General features: G+C 72.4%; 16 protein-coding genes, 1 tRNA gene and 1 riboswitch. Of the genes, 3 read left to right on the forward strand and 14 right to left on the reverse strand.

What is annotated here, in order from left to right; genetic code table 11:
* Nucleotides 1–55: 55 nt before the first annotated feature.
* Nucleotides 56–140, reverse strand: a tRNA-Leu gene (locus ACFY7E_RS31825).
* Nucleotides 141–527: 387 nt separating this feature from the next.
* Between ACFY7E_RS31825 and ACFY7E_RS31830 the strand changes: the two genes are divergently transcribed.
* On the forward strand, nucleotides 528–1298 hold the full coding sequence (locus ACFY7E_RS31830) for an ABC transporter ATP-binding protein (protein ID WP_389491099.1): 771 nt from the start codon (nucleotides 528–530) through the stop codon (nucleotides 1296–1298).
* Between the two features lie 91 nt (nucleotides 1299–1389).
* Nucleotides 1390–3921: an ABC transporter permease gene (locus ACFY7E_RS31835; protein WP_389491101.1), complete on the forward strand. Its 2532-nt coding sequence runs from the start codon at nucleotides 1390–1392 to the stop codon at nucleotides 3919–3921.
* A gap of 72 nt (nucleotides 3922–3993) precedes the next feature.
* Here ACFY7E_RS31835 and ACFY7E_RS31840 read toward each other — a convergent pair whose 3' ends face one another.
* From ACFY7E_RS31840 to ACFY7E_RS31895, 12 genes are all read right to left on the reverse strand, one after another.
* On the reverse strand, nucleotides 3994–5295 hold the full coding sequence (locus ACFY7E_RS31840) for a class I SAM-dependent methyltransferase (protein ID WP_389491104.1): 1302 nt from the start codon (nucleotides 5293–5295) through the stop codon (nucleotides 3994–3996).
* A 179-nt stretch (nucleotides 5296–5474) separates the two neighbouring features.
* On the reverse strand, nucleotides 5475–6854 hold the full coding sequence (locus tag ACFY7E_RS31845) for an NAD(P)/FAD-dependent oxidoreductase (RefSeq protein ID WP_383440338.1): 1380 nt from the start codon (nucleotides 6852–6854) through the stop codon (nucleotides 5475–5477).
* 369 nt (nucleotides 6855–7223) lie between these two features.
* A complete protein-coding gene (locus ACFY7E_RS31850) occupies nucleotides 7224–8138 on the reverse strand; it encodes an exopolyphosphatase (RefSeq protein ID WP_389491106.1) in 915 nt (304 codons plus the stop codon).
* Nucleotides 8135–8749: a DUF501 domain-containing protein gene (locus ACFY7E_RS31855; protein ID WP_389491108.1), complete on the reverse strand. Its 615-nt coding sequence runs from the start codon at nucleotides 8747–8749 to the stop codon at nucleotides 8135–8137. The genes ACFY7E_RS31850 and ACFY7E_RS31855 overlap by 4 nt, the downstream gene beginning before the upstream one ends.
* A gap of 53 nt (nucleotides 8750–8802) precedes the next feature.
* Nucleotides 8803–9273, reverse strand: a complete 471-nt coding sequence (locus ACFY7E_RS31860; RefSeq protein ID WP_383440331.1) for a septum formation initiator family protein — start codon at nucleotides 9271–9273, stop codon at nucleotides 8803–8805.
* Nucleotides 9274–9385: 112 nt separating this feature from the next.
* Nucleotides 9386–10672, reverse strand: coding sequence for a phosphopyruvate hydratase (eno, locus tag ACFY7E_RS31865; RefSeq protein WP_389491110.1), 1287 nt, complete (start codon nucleotides 10670–10672; stop codon nucleotides 9386–9388).
* A 365-nt stretch (nucleotides 10673–11037) separates the two neighbouring features.
* On the reverse strand, nucleotides 11038–11754 hold the full coding sequence (locus tag ACFY7E_RS31870) for a transglycosylase family protein (RefSeq protein ID WP_389491112.1): 717 nt from the start codon (nucleotides 11752–11754) through the stop codon (nucleotides 11038–11040).
* A 3-nt stretch (nucleotides 11755–11757) separates the two neighbouring features.
* A riboswitch (cyclic di-AMP (ydaO/yuaA leader) is annotated at nucleotides 11758–11931 on the reverse strand.
* A gap of 258 nt (nucleotides 11932–12189) precedes the next feature.
* On the reverse strand, nucleotides 12190–13311 hold the full coding sequence (locus tag ACFY7E_RS31875; RefSeq protein ID WP_389491114.1) for a transglycosylase family protein: 1122 nt from the start codon (nucleotides 13309–13311) through the stop codon (nucleotides 12190–12192).
* Nucleotides 13312–13405: 94 nt separating this feature from the next.
* On the reverse strand, nucleotides 13406–14725 hold the full coding sequence (locus ACFY7E_RS31880; RefSeq protein ID WP_389491117.1) for a cytochrome P450: 1320 nt from the start codon (nucleotides 14723–14725) through the stop codon (nucleotides 13406–13408).
* A gap of 61 nt (nucleotides 14726–14786) precedes the next feature.
* Nucleotides 14787–15746: a nucleoside triphosphate pyrophosphohydrolase gene (locus ACFY7E_RS31885; protein WP_389491119.1), complete on the reverse strand. Its 960-nt coding sequence runs from the start codon at nucleotides 15744–15746 to the stop codon at nucleotides 14787–14789.
* Between the two features lie 19 nt (nucleotides 15747–15765).
* Entirely contained in the window at nucleotides 15766–16461 is a 696-nt protein-coding gene (locus ACFY7E_RS31890) for a SurA N-terminal domain-containing protein (protein WP_389491121.1), read from the reverse strand.
* Nucleotides 16462–16541: 80 nt separating this feature from the next.
* On the reverse strand, nucleotides 16542–17537 hold the full coding sequence (locus tag ACFY7E_RS31895; protein WP_389491123.1) for a glycosyltransferase family 2 protein: 996 nt from the start codon (nucleotides 17535–17537) through the stop codon (nucleotides 16542–16544).
* Between the two features lie 126 nt (nucleotides 17538–17663).
* Here ACFY7E_RS31895 and ACFY7E_RS31900 point away from each other — a divergent pair, with 126 nt between their 5' ends.
* Nucleotides 17664–19991: a YfhO family protein gene (locus tag ACFY7E_RS31900; RefSeq protein ID WP_389491126.1), complete on the forward strand. Its 2328-nt coding sequence runs from the start codon at nucleotides 17664–17666 to the stop codon at nucleotides 19989–19991.
* On the opposite strand, the gene ACFY7E_RS31905 is transcribed toward ACFY7E_RS31900, so the two are convergent.
* Complete coding sequence (locus ACFY7E_RS31905) at nucleotides 19951–20544, reverse strand: VanZ family protein (RefSeq protein WP_389491127.1); 594 nt, start codon at nucleotides 20542–20544, stop codon at nucleotides 19951–19953. The two genes, ACFY7E_RS31900 and ACFY7E_RS31905, sit on opposite strands and share 41 nt — an antisense overlap.
* Between the last annotated feature and the right edge of the window lie 78 nt (nucleotides 20545–20622).

Here is a 20622-nt window from a genome sequence, read left to right on the forward strand (position 1 = left end):
CGAGCTCCCGGCGGAGGTGCCGGGCGTCCCCGCCGGTCGGCGGCACTGTCAGCGGTGGTGCCCGGAACCGGACTCGAACCGGTACGGCCCGAAGGCCAGCGAGGTTTAAGCTCGCCGTGTCTGCATTCCACCATCCGGGCGTCGCGAAGCTCCGCGTTGGCACATGACCCTATCGGGGCGCTTCCCTCGTTCAGCGGAACATCGCTCCCGATGTTGTCTTATTTTATTGAGGTCTGAGGGTGCGTCAGTGCAGGTGGAGGCCTTTTCGCCGAACTGTGACCGGGGTCGCAGGCGCAAACCGGCACCCCAGGGATGACGAAAAGTCGTCGCATTTGTGTCACCTTGGCCCGCGGCCCCCGGCCGGGCGGCTCTCAGGGGTCCGGTCATACCTCAGGAGGAGTCCCCGGGACCCCGGTCCGACTCCAGACTGCCCCGGGAACGGGCACGTGGACGGACGTCCCGGGGCGGAACGCCCGACACGATGAAGGGGTTCCCGAAACAGCCCCGCAGTGACAGGAGTCCTCCTCGTGACCACCTCCCCCACCGTGTCCCGCGCCACCGCGGTGGCCGCCCGCGCCACGGATCTCACGAAGGTCTACGGAGCGGGCGAGACCCAGGTGGTCGCGCTCGACCACGTCACCGTGGACTTCCGGCAGGGTGAGTTCACCGCCATCATGGGCCCCTCCGGCTCCGGCAAGTCGACGCTCATGCACTGCGTCGCCGGCCTGGACTCCTTCTCCTCCGGCTCCGTGCGGATCGGCGAGACCGAGCTGTCCACCCTCAAGGACAAGCACCTCACCCAGCTGCGCCGGGACAAGATCGGCTTCATCTTCCAGGCCTTCAACCTGCTGCCGACGCTGACGGCCATGGAGAACATCACGCTGCCGATGGACATCGCCGGCCGCAAGGCCGACAAGCAGTGGGTCCAGCAGGTCATCGACATGCTCGGCCTCTCCGGCCGGCTCACCCACCGCCCCACCGAGCTGTCCGGCGGTCAGCAGCAGCGCGTGGCCGTGGCCCGCGCGCTCGCCTCCCGCCCCGAGATCATCTTCGGCGACGAGCCCACCGGAAACCTGGACTCCCGCTCGGGCGCCGAGGTCCTCGGCTTCCTGCGCAACTCGGTCCGCGAACTGGGCCAGACCGTCGTCATGGTCACCCACGACCCCGTCGCCGCCTCCTACGCGGACCGCGTGATCTTCCTCGCGGACGGCCGGATCGTCGACGAGATGCCGAACCCGACGGCGGACGGCGTGCTCGACCGCATGAAGGCCTTCGACGCCAAGGGCCGTACGAGCTGACGCGCGGGCGCCGGAACCGGACCCGAACCGGTACGGCCCGCCCAGCAGCCCCGACACCCGCCCGCTCCCCTTCGTTCAGGACACCCACCCCATGTTCCGTACCGCCCTGCGCAACGTCCTCGCGCACAAGGCGAGACTGCTGATGACCGTCCTCGCCGTGATGCTCGGCGTGGCCTTCGTCTCCGGCACCCTCGTCTTCACCGACACCCTCTCCCAGGCCTTCCGCAACCAGTCCGCGAAGAGCTACGACGACGTCGCCGTCGCCGTCGAGATGCACCCCGACGCCGAGCAGGCCCGGAAGGCCCCCGGCCTCTCCCAGAAGGACGTCGACGAGGTCGCCGGGCTCGACGGGGTCGCCTCCGTCGCCCCCCGCGTCGGCGGCTTCGCCGGCGTGCCCGACAAGAACGGCAAGCTGATCGGCGTCGGCTGGTCCAACAAGGGCGTCAACTTCGCCCCCGGCAAGGACGGCAAGGACCGCGCGTACGCCTTCACGAAGGGCGGCGGGCCGGTCCGCGACGGGCAGGTCGCGCTCGACGAGGCCACCGCAGACAAGGGCGGCTACAAGGTCGGCGACACCGTCCGCGTGGCCACCAACGGGCCGGTGAAGGAGTACGTCCTCTCCGGCGTCTTCACCACCGAGGACGGCGCCGTCAACGCGGGCGGCAGCCTGGTCCTCTTCGACACCTCCGTCGCCCAGAGGCTCTACCTGAAGCCCGGGTACTTCCAGGAGCTGACCGTCACGGCCGCCCCCGGCGCGCACGCCGACAAGCTGCTCGACGACGTCCTGAAGGTGGTCCCGAAGGCCGCCACCGCCCAGACCGGACAGGCCCTCGCCGACCGGCAGGCCGAGGACATCGAAGCCGGGCTCGGCGCGCTCAACCAGGTCCTCCTGGGCTTCGCGGGCATCGCGCTCTTCGTCGGCGTCTTCCTGATCGCCAACACCTTCACGATGCTGGTCGCCCAGCGCACCAAGGAACTGGCCCTGATGCGCGCGGTCGGCGCCTCGCGCAAGCAGATCACCCGCTCCGTCCTCGCCGAGGCCGGACTGGTCGGCCTGGTCGCCTCGGCCGTCGGCCTCGTCCTGGGCATCGGCCTCGCGCTCGGGCTGCGGTCCGCCATGAACGCCTTCGACCTGAAGATCCCGGCCGGTGGCCTGGTCGTCGGCCCCGCCCCCGTCGTCTCCGCGTTCGCCGTCGGCGTCCTGATCACCATGCTCGCCGCCTGGCTGCCCGGCCGCCGCGCCGCGAAGATCCCGCCGGTCGCCGCCATGAACAGCGTGCACGCCACCGCGAGCACCAAGTCGCTCGTCCTGCGGAACTCCATCGGCGCCGCGCTCACCGCGCTGGGCGTCGTCCTGATCGTGCTCGGCGCGGGCAGGGGCGGCGACGACGGCCGCATGCTCATCGCGGGCGGCGCGTTCCTCACCCTCATCGGCGTGATCGTCCTGATCCCGATGTTGTCGCGGCCCGTGATCGCCCTGATCCGCCCGCTCTTCGTCGGCCTCTTCGGGATCTCCGGCAAGCTCGCCGGTCTGAACGCGGTCCGCAACCCGCGCCGCACCGGCGCCACCGCCTCCGCGCTCGCCATCGGGCTCACCCTGGTCACCGGCCTCTCGGTGATCGGCGCGACCGTCGGCTCGGCCATCGACCGGATGACGGTCGACCAGATCAAGGCCGACTACATGGTCACCATGGCCAGCGGCGACAGCCTGAGCGAGGAGGCGCTCGCCGCCCTCGCGAAGGCCCCCGGCGTCACGGCCGTCTCCCCGCAGCAGGCCGGCGCCCTGGACATCGAGGGCGAGTTCGTCTCCGCCTCCGGCGTCACCCCCGGCGACATCGAGAAGGTCCTCAACCTCCACGTCGTGAACGGTTCGCTCGCCTCCCTGAAGCAGGGACGGATCGCCGTGGCGGACGAGACCGCCGAGAAGCGCGGCCTGAAGGTCGGCGACACGGTTCCGGTCGAGTACATGGACAAGGCCAAGGGGAAGCTGACCGTCGGCGCGATCTACGAGGAGAGCGAGTTCGTCTCCCCGGTCCTGATCGACCACAAGGTGATCGGGGCCCACGACCCGCAGGCCTACACCCCGCAGATCTTCGTCGCGATGGACGGCGGTGCCTCCGACGCCAACGCCAAGGCCCTGTCGAAGGCCATGGGCGACAACCCCGGCATCACCGTGATGAACCACAAGGACATCCGCGACGCCTTCGGCGGCCCGATCAACATGCTCCTGAACATCGTGTACGGCCTGCTCGGCATGGCTCTGATCATCGCCGTCCTCGGCGTCGTCAACACCCTCGCGATGTCCGTCTTCGAGCGCCAGCAGGAGATCGGCATGCTCCGCGCGATCGGTCTCGACCGGCGCCGGGTGAAGCGGATGGTCCGTCTGGAGGCCGTGGTCATCTCGGTGTTCGGCGCGGTCGTCGGCATCGGCCTCGGCGCGTTCCTCGGCTGGGCGATCGGCGAGACGTTCAAGAAGAGCCTGCCGGGCTACACGCTGGTGCTCCCCTGGGAGCGGATCGGGATCTTCCTGCTCCTGGCCGCCCTGGTCGGCGTCCTCGCCTCGCTGTGGCCGGCCCGCAGCGCGGCCCGTCTGAACATGCTCGCCGCCATCAAGGCCGAGTAGCCACGGCGCGCACGCACCACCGGCGAAGGGCCGGCCTCCCACCCGGGAGGCCGGCCCTTCCCCGTACGTACGTCAGTCCGTCCCCTCGGTCCACGCCCGCGTCCGCAGCGGCAGCCCGCTCGTCCCCGGCGCCGGGGTCTTCACGGCGAGGAACTGGTTCACGCCGATCCGGTTGCGTTCGAAGGAGACGGCGGAGGCGGCCATGTAGAGCCGCCAGACCCGGGCCCGGCCCGGCGAGACGAGCCGGACGGCCCGGTCCCAGTCGGCCTCCAGGTTGGCCACCCAGCGGCGCAGGGTCAGGGCGTAGTGCTCGCGGAGCGCCTCCACGTCCCGGACCTCGAAGCCGGCGTCCTCCAGGGTCGTCAGGGTGCGGCCCATGGGGGCGAGTTCGCCGTCGGGGAAGACGTACGCGTCGATGAAGGGGTCGATCGCGTAGGCGGCCTCGTCGGGCTCGGGGCGCCGGGAGATCTGGTGGTTGAGGAGCCGCCCGCCGGGCGCGAGGAGCCCGTACAGGACGTCGGCGTACTCCCGGTACTGCACGGCGCCGACGTGCTCGGCCATGCCGATGGAGGAGATCGCGTCGTACGGGCCGTCGGTGACGTCCCGGTAGTCCTGGACGCGGATCTCGATCCGGTCCGTCAGGCCCTCCTCGGCGATCCGTTTGCGGGCGTGGGTCGCCTGTTCGCGGGAGAGGGTGACGCCGACGACCCGGGCGCCGTACTCACGGGCGGCGTGCAGGGCCATCGAACCCCAGCCGCAGCCCACGTCCAGGAGCCGGTCGCCCTCCTTCAGGTCCAGCTTGCGGGCGACGAGGTCGAGCTTGTCGCGCTGGGCCTCCTCCAGGGTGCCGCCCGGCGTCCAGTAGGCGCACGAGTAGACCATCGAGGGGCCGAGGACCAGCTCGTAGAACTCGTTGCCCACGTCGTAGTGGTGGCTGATCGCCTGCCGGTCGCGGCGTCTGGTGTGTCGGCCGCCGCTGCGGCCGCGGACCTCCTCGGCCGGCGGCGCCGGCGGCGGCACGGGTCCGGCGAGCCGCAGCAGGGAGCGGGCGGCGGCGCGCAGCCGGGGGGCGCGGGCGGCGGCGAACAGGCCCGGGGAGTCGCCGTCGCGTTCCCAGAGGAGTCCGGAGAGCCGGTCGAGGACCTCGTACAGGTCCCCCTCGACGTCGAGTTCCCCGGCCACCCAGGCGCGGACCACGCCCAGTTCGCCGGGCTTCCAGATCATCCGGCGCAGGGCGCGGCGGTCGCGGAGGATCAGGACGGGGGCGCCGGCGGGTCCCGCCTCGCTGCCGTCCCAGGCCCGCAGCCGGACCGGGAGCGGTCCTCCGAGGAGCTCTTCCGCGAGATTCGCCAGCCGCGACGCGGCGTCGGCCATGGTGCCCACCTCCGTGATCGGTGCCCCAGAAATGTTCGTCACCGGGGGAACACCGTCGGTGGGCGCCGGCACTCCCGCCGCGTTGCAACGAGTCGGCAAAACACGCGAAGGGCCGTCCGCACCACGGATGGCGGACGGCCCTTGCGAGGGTACTGCGGTACTGCTCTGCTGCCGGAGCGTCAGGAGGCCTTGGCCTTCTCCTGCACCGGGGCGGCCGGGGCGGGGGCCGGCTTGGCGGCCTCGTAGAACTCCTCGCGCGGCGACTCGATGGCGCCGAGCGAGACGACCTCGCGCTTGAGGAACATCGCCAGGGTCCAGTCGGCGAAGACGCGGATCTTGCGGTTCCAGGTCGGCATGGCCATGCCGTGGTAGCCGCGGTGCATGTACCAGGCGAGACGGCCCTTGAGCTTGATCTTCACCTTGCCCATGACGATCATGGCGACGCCCTTGTGCAGACCGAGTCCGGCCACCGCGCCCTTGTTGGCGTGGCTGTACTCCTTCTGCGGGAAGCCGCGCATGCCGGCCACCACGTTGTCGCCGAGGACCTTGGCCTGGCGCAGGGCGTGCTGGGCGTTCGGCGGGCACCAGGCGTTCGGGTTGCCCGCGCGGCGGCCGACCATGTCCGGGACCTGGGCGTTGTCGCCCGCGGCCCACGCGTAGTCGAGACCGTTGACCTGGAGCTTCTCGTTGCAGTCCACGTGGCCGCGGGGGCCGAGCGGCAGACCGAAGCGGGAGAGCGCCGGGTTCGGCTTCACGCCGGCGGTCCACACGATGGTGTTGGAGTCGACCTCGAGGCCGTTCTTCAGCACGACGTGGCCGTCGACGCAGGAGTCCATGGAGGTCTCGAGGTAGATCTCGATCCCGCGGCTCTCCAGGTGCTCCTTGCCGTACTGGCCGAGCTTGGGGCCGACCTCGGGAAGGATCTTGTCGGCCGCGTCGACCAGGACGAAGCGCATGTCCTCGCGCGACACGTTCTGGTAGTACTTCGCGGCGTCGCGGGCCAGGTCCTCGACCTCGCCGATGGTCTCCGCGCCGGCGAAGCCGCCGCCCACGAAGACGAAGGTCAGCGCCTTGCGGCGGACCTCCTCGTCGGTGGTCGAGTCGGCCTTGTCGAGCTGCTCGAGGACGTGGTTGCGCAGGCCGATGGCCTCCTCGATGCCCTTCATGCCGATGCCCTGCTCGGCGAGGCCGGGGATCGGGAAGGTGCGGGAGACCGCGCCCATCGCGATGACGAGGTAGTCGAAGGGCAGCTCGTACGCCTCGCCGACGAGCGGGGCGATCGTGGCGACCTTGCGGTCCTGGTCGATGGTGGTGACCCGGCCGGTGAGCACCTCGGCTCCGCGGACGACGCGTCGCAGCGGGACGACGACGTGGCGCGGCGAGATGCTGCCGGCGGCGGCTTCGGGGAGGAAGGGCTGGTAGGTCATGTACGACCGCGGGTCGACGACCGTGACGGTCGCCTCCGCGTAGCGCATCTTCTTGAGGATGCGCCGAGCTGCGTACAGGCCTACGTACCCGCCGCCTACTACGAGGATCCTGGGACGCTCCGTGGTGCTCATGCCATCGAGTATCCACCCCGTCCGGGGGGTGGGTTCGTGCGCCCCTTCACAAGGTTGCGGGGCACCTCTGCTACACTCCGCCGCCCACGTGATCCACGTCATGTTCCTGCAAAGGAACCGGGGTGCAGTGGCGAACGTTGTTCACCCCCTGTGAACTGGTCCGGAGAGCCTCCGTTAACCCTGAACCGGAGCCCCCGTTCACGCGATGGAAACACCGGGCGGATCGGCCTCTTAACCTGCGAAAGGGCCCTGAGAGGTGGCTCGGAGGGCCTCATGACCCTCTTCGGACTCCCTCAGGACCCTTTTCCTTGTGAAGAACTTCACGAACTTCCCCGGCGAAACCGTCCGGCAAGGCCCGATAGCGCCCCTCTATGCGACGGATAGAGCGATCCCATCGAGGATGTCGTGCTCGCTGACGACCACCTCGCGGGCTCCGACGCGCTCGACGATCTCCCTCAGGACGAGCGCTCCGGCCACGATCACGTCGACCCGGCCGGGGTGGATCACGGGGATCGCGGCCCGCTCGTCGTGGGTGGAGGCGAGGAGCCGGTCGGTGACCTCGGCGACCTGCTCGGCGGAGATCCGGGAGTGGTGGACCTTCTCGGAGTCGTACTCCGGGAGGCCGAGGGCGATGGCGGCGACGGTGGTGACGGAGCCGGCGAGCCCGACGAGGGTGTCGGCGGTGCCGATCGGCACGGTCCCGGCGGCCAGGTCGAGCGCGGCCCGGACGTCGGCGCGGATCGCCTCGGCCTCCTCGGCGGTCGGCGGGTCGTGCCGGACGTGCCGCTCGGTGAGCCGGACGCAGCCGATGTCGACCGAGCGGGCGGCCTGGACGTGGTCGGTGCCGGTGACGAACTCGGTGGAGCCGCCGCCGATGTCCACCACGAGGTACGTCTCCGTGCCGGGCAGCTCACCGGTGGCTCCGGCGAAGGAGAACGCGGCCTCCTGGTCACCGGTGATCACCTCGGGCTCGACGCCGAGGATCTCCACGACCCCGTTCACGAAGTCGTCGCGGTTCTCGGCGTCGCGGGAGGCGGAGGTGGCGACGAAGCGGATCCGCTCGGCGCCCAGCTCCTCGATGACGGCGGCGTACTCGCGGCAGGCGGCGAAGGTCCGCTCCAGCGCCTCGGGGGCGAGCCGGCCGGTCCGGTCGACGCCCTGGCCGAGGCGGACGATCGTCATCCGCCGGTCCAGCTCGATCAGCTCGCCCGTCTCCGGGTGCACGTCGGCGACGAGGAGGCGGATGGAGTTCGTACCGCAGTCGATTCCGGCGACCCGGGTCACTTCCGTCCCTCCTCGTCGGCGTCGTCGACCGGCCTGAAGGCGAAGTGGCCGTCCCCGTCGCCCTCGACGGTCCAGCCGTCCTCCTCCTTCGGCGCCGCGCACGGGGTGACGCAGGGGCCCTTGGCCCACCACTCCGGCAGCATCGCGAGCGCCTCGTCGCCGAACGGGTTCACGCCCGGGCCCGCGACCAGCGAGTGGCCGACGAGGACGTGCAGGCACTTGACCCGGTCCGGCATGCCGCCGGCGCTCGGGAAGCCCTCCAGGACCTCGATGGCGTCGCGGCGGGCGAGGTAGTCCTCGTGCGCGGCCCGGTAGGCGTCGGCCAGCTCCGGGTCGGTGGCGAGCCGGGCCTGCATCTCCTTCATGACCCCGTTGGCCTCCAGGGTGCCGATGGCCGAGGCCGCCCGGGGGCAGGTCAGGTAGTACGTGGTGGGGAACGGCGTGCCGTCGGGGAGCCGGGGCGCGGTCTCGACGACGTCCGGCTGCCCGCAGGGGCAGCGGTGCGCGATGGCGCGCAGGCCGCGGGGCGGCCGGCCGAGCTGGAGCTCGAAGGCGGCGACGTCCGCCTCGGTGGGCTCGGTGCGTTCGGTCTGCGGAGGGGGCGTTTGCATGTCTGCCTTGGTTGCCTAGGTCGTCGGTCGTCGGTCGTCGGTCGTGCGGGAGGTCAGGGGCGGTCGGCGGTGTCCACGCCCTCCCAGAGGTTGTCGTACCAGGGCCGGTCGGCCGTGCCCTGGTCGGCGCGGGACCGCTGCTCCGCGCCGGGGTCGTTCACGGTGAAGCCGGTCTCGCCGGGGAGCACGTAGTGCAGGTGCTCGCGGGCGAGGCGGCGGACGTAGGCCGGGTCCTGGAGGCGGGCCTTCTCGTCCCTCAGGTCCTGCACCCGCCGGGCGGCCTCGGCGGCCCGGCGCTCCTGCTCGGCGATCTCGCCCTGCTGGGAGACGTAGCTCCGCATGGGGTAGGCGAGGGCCACGACCAGGGAGCAGACGACGAGGGCGAGGAAGGCCGCGCGGCCGGTGAGCCGGGAGCGGCGGGCCTGACGGCGGGTCTGGGAGCGGTAGACACGGGCGGCGGTCTGCTCGCCGAGCAGCCTGATCCGGGTCGCGGTCGAGAACCGGTCCCGGTCCTTCACGGCCATGTCGTGTCGCCTCCCCTGTTCACGCGGACGTCCCCGCACACGGTACGGGACCGAGTACGGGGACGTACGGATGAGAGCGGGTGTCAGCCCTTGATCAGCCCTCGGGCGCCGATCAGCCCTTGAAGCGCGGGAAGGCGCTGCGGCCGGCGTACACCGCGGCGTCGTCGAGGATCTCCTCGATGCGCAGCAGCTGGTTGTACTTGGCGACGCGCTCGGAGCGGGCCGGGGCTCCGGTCTTGATCTGGCCGCAGTTGGTGGCGACGGCGAGGTCGGCGATGGTGACGTCCTCGGTCTCGCCGGAGCGGTGGGACATCATGCACTTGAAGCCGCTGCGCTGGGCCAGCTCGACGGCGTCGAGGGTCTCGGTCAGCGAGCCGATCTGGTTGACCTTGACGAGCAGGGCGTTCGCGGACTTCTCCTCGATGCCCCGGGCCAGGCGCTCCGGGTTGGTGACGAACAGGTCGTCGCCGACGAGCTGGACCCTGTCGCCGAGCTTCTCGGTGATGACGTTCCAGCCGGCCCAGTCGTCCTCGAACAGCGGGTCCTCGATGGAGACCAGCGGGTACGCGGAGACGAGCTCCTCGTAGTACTCGGTCATCTCGGCGGCCGAGCGGGACTCGCCCTCGAACTCGTACTTGCCGTCCTTGTAGAACTCGGAGGCGGCGACGTCGAGCGCGAGCGCGATGTCCTTGCCGGGCACGTAGCCGGCCTGCTTGACCGCCTCGAGGATGAGGTCGAGCGCCTCGCGGTTGGAGCCGAGGTTCGGGGCGAAGCCGCCCTCGTCGCCGAGGCCGGTGGAGAGGCCCTTGGACTTCAGGACGGACTTGAGGGTGTGGTAGACCTCGGTGCCCCAGCGGAGGGCCTCGGAGAAGGACTCCGCGCCGATCGGGGCGATCATGAACTCCTGGATGTCGACGTTGGAGTCGGCGTGCGACCCGCCGTTCAGGATGTTCATCATCGGAACGGGCAGCAGGTGCGCGTTCGGGCCGCCCAGGTAGCGGAAGAGCGGGAGGTCGCTGGCCTCGGAGGCGGCGTGCGCGACGGCGAGGGAGACGCCGAGGATGGCGTTGGCGCCGAGCGAGGACTTGTCCGGGGTGGCGTCCAGGTCGAACATGGCCTGGTCGATCAGGCGCTGCTCGGTGGCGTCGTAGCCGACGAGCTCCGGGCCGATCTGCTCGATGACGGCGAGGACGGCCTTCTCGACACCCTTGCCCTGGTAGCGGCTGGGGTCACCGTCGCGGAGCTCCAGGGCCTCGAACGCACCGGTGGAGGCACCGGACGGAACGGCAGCACGGCCGGTGCTGCCGTCGTCGAGGCCGACCTCGACCTCGACCGTGGGGTTGCCTCGGGAGTCCAGGATTTCCCGGGCTACGACGACGTCGATGGACGGCACGAGCATCTCCTTCTGGGATGTGACGCTGGATGTGACGCAAGGTCGCTGCTGGGTCGCTCGGCCTTGCGACAAGAGCCTAACCGCCCCGGGGGCTCCGACCGGCCGGGCGCCCGCCCCCTGGGACGAAAAAGGACCCAAGGGCATGCACAAGGGGGCGAAAGACCTCGGATCTACCGATCGGTAACTGCCGGGCGGGCCCCCGGGGCGCCCCGTGGAACCGGGAGGCACCCGGTGGACCCGGGAGGCGCCCCCGTGAAAAAGGGGAACCCCGGTCCGGCGCGCACGGGGGAAGGGCGCGCCGGATCGGGGTGGTCACCGCGGGAGGGTCGTGGGGGGCGCGTGAGCCGCCGGACTCACGCGGCCCGCCGGGCTCACTTCAGGTGGAGCTGCTGGCCCGGGTAGATCAGGTCGGCGTTCTCGACGACGTCCTTGTTGAGCTCGAAGATCGCGGCCCAGCCGCCCTCGACGCCCTGGGCTTCGGCGATCTTGCCGAGGGTGTCGCCGGCCACGACCTCGTACTCGCCGTCACCCTTCTTGACCGTCTTGCCGGTCGGGGTGGTGACGGTCTTCCGGTCGTCGGCCTGCGGGGCCTGGCGCGGCTGGCTGCGGGTGGTCGGCTGCTCGGCCTTCCGCTCCTGCTTCGGCTGCTCCTGCTGCGCCTGCTCCTGCGGCTGCTCCTGCTGCGGCGCGCTCTCGGCGGCGCCGCCGTCGTACGAGGCGCCGGAGAGGCCCACGCCGCAGCTCGGCCAGGCGCCCTTGCCCTGGCCCGCGAGGACCTTCTCGGCGACGGCGATCTGCTGGGACTTCGACGCCTGGTCGGCGCGCGGGGCGTAGGCGGTGCCACCGAAGGCGGCCCACGTGGAGTTGGTGAACTGCAGGCCGCCGTAGAAGCCGTTGCCGGTGTTGATGGACCAGTTGCCGCCGGACTCGCACTGGGCGACGCGGTCCCACTCGGAGGCCGTGGCGGCCGAGGCGGCGCCCGCGGTCATCAGCGGGGCGGCGACGGCGACACCGGTGACGCCGACGAGCGCGGCGAGCTGGGCGGCCTTGGAGGGACGGCGGTGTTTGGCCTTGACGGAAAACAGCATGGGGATTCTCCTCACCGACGCCTGCGAGGTGAGCTGTCGGGTTCGGGCCGAAGAGTTGCCCGGCCGCGTGTCCTAGCACGCGGCTTCACCCCAAGCCGGTCGTCGGCCGTCTGTCTCGACGGCCGGGCCCGGCACTTACCTTGGGTCCCCCGCTCCTGCCTTCGGCGCTTGCGCGACGACTGTTCCCATCGGCCGACGGCAGGATTCGGCGTTTCGGTCGACGGGGCCCGCGGTGGCGAGCGATGACGACCGTAGACACAGAACCCCCCGAAGTTCAAAGAGGCTCATATGACTAATTTCGCCTCTTCTTGCCCTTCGGAGGGGAGTGTTTGCGCAGGTGAGGGATGACGTAAGCGGAGTTTGCGGGCGCGACACGCCAGTTGGGACAAAGAGACCCATGTCTCACTCGCCCGGAACCGGACATACGCCCACGAACTACCCGGCCGTCGGAGTCGGACCCGCCGTCAGATCGAGGTTCTGACCAGGAAGGATGAGGTCCGGATCGATGCCCACGGTCCGCTTGTTGGCGTCATAGAGGGCGGACCAGCCGCCGGGCAGTTCGTTCGCCTGGGCGATATCCGAAAGGCTGTCACCCGGACGCACGACGTATTCACCCGAAGAGCCCTGACTGTCCGTTGTGTCCGAGTTCTTCACTTCGTCAGCAACAAGGGACGCTTCACCCTCTTCGAGGATCTTGTCCTCGTCCGAGGCGTGTCTCCCGGATTCGGCGGAGCTGTCCGTCCTGCCGGTTTCCTCCGGCGCGGCCTCGCCCCGGTGCTTGCCCGTGCCGGGCGTGGCCGACGTTCCCTCGTCTCCCGGAACGCCGGGGGTGACCGACGTGTCGGGCACAACGGACCCACCGGGGGTGACGGGAGCCGTCGGATCGGACGGATCGGCCGGGAGCGTGGGGTCGGCCGGGCTCGTGGTCCCGGTCGGCGCGGACGGCGTCACGGGGGCGGTCGGCGCGCCCGGGCCCGTCGAGCCGGCGGGGGCCGTCGGCGTGGCCGGTGCCGTGGAGAGCCCCTCGGCGGGCGCGGTCGCGGGAGCGGAGGGCTTCGGCGCCGCGGTGGACGGCGCGGTCGCGGAGGTGCCCGACGAGCCCGAGTTCCAGCTCGACTCGGGGACGGGCGCCACGGAGGCCGTCGGAGCGGTGGCCGGACCCGGGTCCACCCCGGTGGGCTTCCCGTCGTTCGCCAGACCGGCGATCGGCGCGCAGGTGGCCCACGCGTCGCTGCCCCTGGCGAGGGCCTTCTCGGCCACCGCGATCTGCTGGGCGCGGCTGGCCAGGTCGGGGCTGGGCGCGTACGCCAGGCCGCCGTGGCGCTCCCAGTCGCCCTGGGTGAACTGGAGGCCTCCGTACATGCCGTTCCCGAAGTTGGCGCTCCACTGACCGCCCGACTCGCACTCGGCGACGCGGTCCCAGGTGGCCGCGTCGGCGGCGGACGCGGATCCGGTGGCGAGCAGGGGCAGCGCCATGGCGGATCCGGTCACGCCCGCGGCGACGACGAGGGCGGGGGCCTGACGGGGGCGACGGTGTCGTCCGTTCCCGGAACGCATAGGTACGCCTTTCGCGTGACGGCTGAGACTGCCGGGAAACGTAGCGGCATTCGAACGCTCGTCACAAGTCGATGGCCACTCGATCACATGAAGATCACATTTCTGACGGTCCGTCAGCGGGAGAGAGGGGTACGGACGGGGAGAACTCCACCGGAAGCGTGCGCAAACCGCGCATGATGAGCCCTCCGCGCCACCGCAGTTCGGCCGGATCGGCGGCGAGCCGCAGGTCCGGCAGACGGGTCAGCAGAGTGGCGAGCGCCGCCTGTCCTTCGAGGCGGGCGAGCGGCGCGCCGAGGCAGTAGTGGATGCCGTGGCCGTACCCGAGGTGCTGGTTGTCGCGCCGGGCGAGGTCGAGCACGTCCGGCCCGTCGAACCGCTCCGGGTCCCGGTCGGCGGCGGCGAGCACCACCAGCACCGGGTCCCCCGCCGGGATCTCCTGCCCGCCGACGGTCAGCGCCCGCGTCGCGTACCGCCAGGTCGCCATCTCCACCGGCCCGTCGTACCGCAGCAGCTCCTCGATCCCGGTCTCCAGGAGCCCGGTGTCCCCGGCGGCGAGGGAGGTCTGGAGGAGCTCCCGCTGCCCGTTGTCGCGGAGAAGCGCGTAAAGCCCGTTCCCGATCAGGTTGACGGTGGTCTCGAAGCCCGCGAACAGGAGGATGAAGGCCATGGCGGCGGCCTCGTTCTCGGTGAGGTGCTCGCCGTGGTCGGAGGCCTTGATGAGCCCCGAGATCAGGTCGTCCCCCGGCTCCTCGCGCTTGCGGTGGATCAGCTCGGCGAGGTAGCCGCGCATCTTCTTCACCGACCGGGCGACCCCGCCGCGCGGCCCTCCGCCGTGCCGGATCATCATCCCGGCCCAGTCCCGGAAGTCGTCCTGGTCCTCCTCGGGCACGCCGAGCAGGTCGCAGATGGCGTAGATGGGGAGCGGGAAGGCGAACTCGTGGATGAGGTCCGCGCTCCCCTTCTCCACGAAGCCGTCGATGAGGCGGTCGGTCAACTCCTGGACGCGCGGGGCGAACTCGGCGACCCGGCGCGGGGTGAAGGCCTTCGACACGAGCCGCCGCAGCCGGGTGTGGTCGGGCGGGTCGATGTTGAGCAGATGGGTCATCAGCTCGGCCTTGCGCTCGCCCGGAATGCCCGTCTTGCCCTTGGCGTGCGGGGACTCGTCGTGGTGCGCCGGGTTCTTGGACAGCCGCTGGTCCGCGAGGGCCTGCCGCGCGTCCGCGTACCGCGTCACGAGCCAGGCCTCGACCCCGCTGGGCAGCGTCGTCCGGTGCACGGGCGCGTGCTCCCGCAGCCAGGCGTAGGCGGGGTACGGATCGGTGGCGAACTCCCAGGTGAAGAGCTCGGGCGCGGGGTCCGGAGCGGGGGCCGGCGCGGGGTCCGGTACGGGAGTCGGGGCGGTGCTGTCACTCACCCCCCGACGGTACAGCGCGCTCCGACGCGCCCCGGCGGCCCGTACGGGACCTCTCCCCTCCTCACAGCCCCTCCGCCGCCCGGATCGCGTCCCGGTACGTCCGGGCCGCCGCCCGCAGCGCCGTCTCCGGGTCCACGCCCGCCGCCTCCGCGCGGGCGGCGAGGGCGAGCAGCTCGTACCCGACGCCCCCGTCCGCCGGGAGGGCCACGTCGAGACCGGCCGCGCGCACCCGGCCCGCCAGCTTCGCGGCGAGCGCGAGGCCGGGCTGTCCGAGCGGCACGCCGTCGGTGACGGACTCCCGCTGCTTCTCGACCGCCTTGGTCCGCTGCCAGTGCGCGTGGACCTCCTCGGGGGTCTCGGCGGTCGCGTCCCCGAAGACGTGCGGGTGGCGGTGGATCAGCTTCTCGACGAGGGTCCCGGCCACGTCGTCCACGGAGAACGGCTCCTCCGGGTCCTCCTCGGCGATCCGGGCGTGGAGGACGACCTGGAGCAGGACGTCGCCCAGCTCCTCCCGGAGCGCGGTCCGGTCCCCGTCCTCGATCGCCTCCACGAGTTCGTACGCCTCCTCGACGGCGTACTTCACGAGCCCCTCGTGGGTCTGCACCGAGGTCCAGGGGCACTCGCGCCGGACGCGGTCCATGACCTGGACGAGGTCGAGGAGCCGGGCGCCGGGCAGGTCGTACGAGCCGGGGAGCAGTTCGAGGTCCGGCATCGCGACCCGGCCGGAGCCGGCGAGCCGGGCGAGGCCGTCGGTGAGGCGCCGGTCGCCCTCGCCGGAGGCGAGGAGCAGGACCGTACGGCCCCCGGCGCAGGCCCCGACCAGTTCCTCGGCGGTGGGCAGGGCGTGCTCGACGGCGACGCCCGCCTCCCGCAGGTAGGGCAGCTGGGGGTGGTGCTCGTCGGGGCAGAGCACCCGGTCCGCGGTGTGCAGCGCCTGCCACGCGGGCCAGGACAGGAGTCCGGGGGCCACGCGGTGGCTGGCGGTGAGCAGGACGACGCGGCCGGGGTTCTCGGAAGTCACCCCCCGAACCTACCCGGCCTCAGGCACCGGCCCCGACGGCGTCCGGGGCCCCGCTGACCTGCCGCAGCCAGGGCGCGGTGGCGGAGGCCAGCTGGATCTGGGTGTCGTCCCAGGCGCCGTAGCGCGGGTTCACGTCGACGCCGAGGTCCTTGGAGGCGGCGGTGAAGACGTCCGTCAGCTTCTTCTGGCCCTCGGGGCTGTCGTCGGCGCCTACCTTCTCGGCGATCTTGCCGAGGAGGACGTTGCGGCGGACGACGTCGTCGATCTGGCCGGGGGCGACGCCCTGCTCCTGGAGGAGGGCGGTGGCGAGCCGGTCCTCGCCGCCGCTCTGGCGGACGAAGGCGGTGCGGGTCCGCTGGAGCTCGGCGCGGTCGGCGGTGACGCCGTGGTCGCGGGCGACCCGCTCGACGATCCGGTCGAAGATCATGCTGTTGAGCTTGCGGCGGCCGAGGTCGCCGGTGGAGGCGACGAGCTGCGCGGACTCCGGGGAGGCGGCCTGCGCGTCCCGGACGTCCTTCACCTGTGCCTGGAGGCTGGCGACGTCGATGCGCTCGCCGCCGACGACGGCCGCGGCTCCCGGGTGGGCGTCGCCGCCGCAGGCGGTGAGCAGCGGGGCCGCGGCGAGGAGCGCGGCGGAGACGGCGAGCGCGGTGCGGCGGGGCGTGCGGTCCTGCGCGGTGCGGGACTGCGGACGGGGCTGCGTGCGGCGGTGCAAAGGAGCCTCCCGGGCTGGTCGTGCGTCAGTTGGACGACCCTGCGGTGATCGATGGTAGGCAGTCGCCGGGGCCGGAGCCACTACTTCGGAGCGACTGTTTCCCACAACGACTCACCCGTCACCCGGGTGTCGGCCCGTCCCGCGCGTTCCCCTCCTTCGCCCCCGGCCTCCTTCAGCAGGTAGTGGGGCCGGCGTTTCACCTCGTAGTAGATGCGGCCGACGTACTCCCCGATGAGCCCGACCATGACCATCTGGACGCCGGCGAGGGCGGTGACGGTGACGAGGAGGGTGACGTAGCCGGGGGTGTCGACGCCGTTGATCAGGGCGTCGCCGACGATCCAGGCCGCGTAGCCGAGGGCGACGACGAGCAGCAGGAGGCCGAGGTGGACGGCGGCGCGCAGCGGCTTGTTGTTGAAGGAGAGCAGCCCGTCGAGGCCGTAGTTGAGGAGCTTGCCGAAGGACCACTTGGAGCGGCCCTGCTCGCGGACGGCGTTCTCGTAGGAGAAGGTCGTGGTGCGGAAGCCGACCCAGGCGAAGAGGCCCTTGGAGAAGCGGTTGTACTCGCCGAGGTCGAGGACCGCGTCGACGGTCCGGCGGGACAGCAGCCGGAAGTCGCCGACGCCGTCGACCAGCTCGACGTCGACGAGCCGGTTGATCGCCCGGTAGTAGAGGCGGGCGGTGAGGGTGCGGGTGACCCGGTCGCCCTCGCGGGTGCGGCGGGCCACGACCTGGTCGTACCCCTCGGCGTGCAGCGCGACCATCCGGTGGACCAGCTCGGGAGGGTGCTGGAGGTCGGCGTCCATGATCACGACGGCGTCGCCGGACGCGTGCCGCAGACCGGCGAGCATCGCGGCCTCCTTGCCGAAGTTCCGGCTGAAGGAGAGGTAGCGGACCCGGCGCGGGTCGCACGAGGCGAGGTCCCGCAGGAGCGGAAGGGTCCCGTCCCGGCTTCCGTCGTCCACGTAGACGATCTCGAACTCGCCCTCAAGGCTGCCGAGTTCATCGGTCACGCGGGCGTGGAAGCGGGCGAGGACGTCTTCCTCGTTGAAGCACGGCACGACGATCGAGAGCAGCACGCGGACCACGACAACGGAGTGCGGTGACCCGGCCGGACCGGACGGATGGACTCCGGGCGACCATCGCGTGAACGGCCCTTCCGGGCCCGTGGTTCCGCCCTTTCCCGCTGACATATTCGACCCGTCATGCCGAACACCACGCGCTCCTGCCTGCTGTCCGCCCTCCTCTCCGCCGTCGCCGTCTGCGGCGGGGACGCCGCCGCCCGGGTCTTCCCCTTCGGGCCGCGCCACCGGGCCGTCAACGACCTCGCCAACCAGTTCGTGCCGTTCCACGCGCACCTGTGGGACCTGTTGCGGGGCCGGGCGGACGGCGGGCTCCTCCTGGACTGGCGGGCGGGCTGGGGCACGTCCTTCCTGCCCGACTACGGCACGTACCTGTCGAGCCCGTTCGCCCCGCTGGTGGCGCTCCTCCCGCGCGGGGACGTCGAGTACGCGGTGTACGCGGTCACCGTCCTGAAGACGGCGGTCGCGGCGGCGGCGATGACGTTCCTGCTGCGCCGCCTCGGCCCGGGCACGTGGTGGTGGGCGGCGGTGCTCGGAGCCGCGTACGCGCTGTGCGGCTGGTCCCTCGCGGAGGGCGCGTACAACCCGATGTGGCTGGACGGCCTGATCGCCCTCCCCCTCCTCTGTCTGGTGGGCGAGTGGGTGCGGGAGGGGCGCCGGCCGTTCCTGGGCCCGCTGGTGGTGGCGGTCTGCTGGGTCGCGAACTTCTACACGGCGTACATGGCGACCCTGGGCGCGGCCCTGGTCCTCCTGGTCCGCCTGGCGGTGACGGACTCCTTCCGGGCGCGGACCCTGGCGCGGGCGGCGGTGACGACGGGGATCGGGGTGGCCCTCGCGGCCCCCGTGCTCCTGCCGGTCCTCCTCGGCTCCCGGCACGCCCACCCGGGCCTGGTGCGGGAGTTCGCCCCGGTGGCCGGGACGGACTTCCTCGCCCGGCTGCTCCCGGTGACGTACGGCTTCGCGACCCCGGCGGCCTTCGTCTGCACGGCGGTCCCGCTGCTCGCGGCGGCGCTGCTCTTCCGCCGGGACGTGCCGGGCCGGGAGCGGTGGCTGTGGCCGGGGCTGTGCGCGGCGGTGGCGGCGTCGATGCGGTGGGGGCCGACGCACCTGTTCTGGCACGCCTTCGCGACGCCCAACGGCAGCCCGTACCGGCAGACGTTCGTCCTGTCCGGGGTCCTGGTCCTGACGGCCTGGACGACGCTGACGTACGGCCGTCCCGCCCGCCGGGCGGTCGCCGGCGGCTCGGCGGTCGTCCTGGCCCTGGCCCTCGCGGCGCTGCCGAGCCCGGTCCTCACCCCCTGGGCGCTCGTCCTCGCGGGCGCGGGCCTCGCGGCCGTGGCGGGGGCCCTGCTCCTCCCCCGCCGGGGCCGGTACGGCGTGCTCGCCGCGCTCCTCGTCACGGGCACGCTCCTCGGCCAGGCGGCGGCGACCACGGCGTACGCGGACCGGGAGCGGCTCGTGCGGCTCGACGACTACCCGCCGCTCGGCCCGGAGCAGGAGCGGCGGGCGGCGGCCCTGGCGGCGGCGGACGGCTGGCCCGCGTACCGCACGGACCCGGGCCTGCCCCGGGTCGCGGGCAACGACCCGCTGCTCCTGGGCGGCCAGGGTGCCGCGTACTACAGCAGCCACACCCCGGCGGTCCTCACGGCCGCGCTCGACGCCCTCGGCGGCGGCTGGACCTCGCGGGGCCGGAACCTGTTCGGCCCGGACAACCCGGTGACGGACGCGCTGTTCGGGGTGGGCGCGCGCTGGCGGGACGGCGCGGTGGTCCGTACGGACACGCGCCTGTCCCTGGTGACGGTACGACCGCCGGGCCCGCCCCCGGCCTACGGCCGCTCGCCCTTCCGCAACCAGGAACTCCTGCTCGGCTCCCGGGTGTACGAGGCTCCGCACGCGGGCGCGTGCCGGGTCGGTACGGAGGTCTTCCTCTGGGCCCCGGACGCCACGGGCCCGGCCCGGCTCGGCGACCGCGAGGTGCGGCTCCTGGGCGGGCGGCCGAAGCGGCAGGCGGCGATGGCGTCCCTCGGGTTCCAGCGGACCCCCGGACTGCGGCCGTCGCTGCCGGGCCCCGGCGAACTCGGCTGCCTGGACCACGAGCGCCTGCGGACGGCGGTCGCGGCCCTGCGCGCCCGCGCGGCGGTCTCGGTCGACGTCACCCCGTCCGGGATACGGGCCGTCCTCCCGCCGGGCGGCGGCACGGCGGTCGTGGCGGCCCCGGGCATAGCGGGCTGGCACTGCGAGGGCGCCGAACCGACCGCGTACGGCGGCCTCCTGGCGGTCCCCCTCGGACCCGGCCGCACGGAGCTGTCCTGCTCCTTCCGCCCGCCGGGCCTGCGGGCGGGCCTCGCGGCGGGGGCGGTGGCGGCGGTCGCGCTGCTGTGCGGCGCCGGACTCAGGTCCTTCCCCGCGCTCAGGTCCTTCCGCCGACGCGCGAGGGCCTCGGCAGGGTGAGTCGTCGCGACCGCGTCCTGCGGGTCCAGCGGCGGACCAGGAAGGCGCCCAGGGCGGCACCGGCGGTGTTGAGGAGGACGTCGTCGACGGACGAGACGCGGCCCAGGGAGAGCGCGTACTGCGCCACCTCGACGATGAGGGAGAACGCCGCCCCGGCCAGGGCGGTCTTGAGCACGCGCCTCCGGCCCGCCCACAGGAACGCGGCGGCCGCGCCGAAGGGGACGAGCAGGAGGACGTTCCCGATGAGGTTGACGGCCCGCACGTCCGAGAGGTCCACGTCGGAGTGGGCCGAGGCGTCCAGGATCTCCCGGAGGGGGACGGCCGAGATCCTGTTCTCCGTGCCGTACCCGTGGGTGAGCGTGACGAGCAGGAACGGGACGAGGGCGAGCAGCGCCACGACGCCGAAGACGGCTCTTCCGCCTCCCGCCCCCGCTCCGCCGGACGGCGCGCGCCACACCGACTCCCGCGCCTCCCTTGCCTCCCGCGTCTCCTTGCGCGCCTGACGGACGCCGAGCACGGCGGCGCACGCCGTCGCGCAGACGGCGAGGAGCACGCCTCCTCCATGCATGGCCAACACAACCCTCCCGGACGGTCTCTCCCGCCGCGTACCCGGACGTACGGGGTCCACGCC

Source organism: Streptomyces sp. NPDC012825 (assembly GCF_042900925.1).
GTDB lineage: Bacteria > Actinomycetota > Actinomycetes > Streptomycetales > Streptomycetaceae > Streptomyces.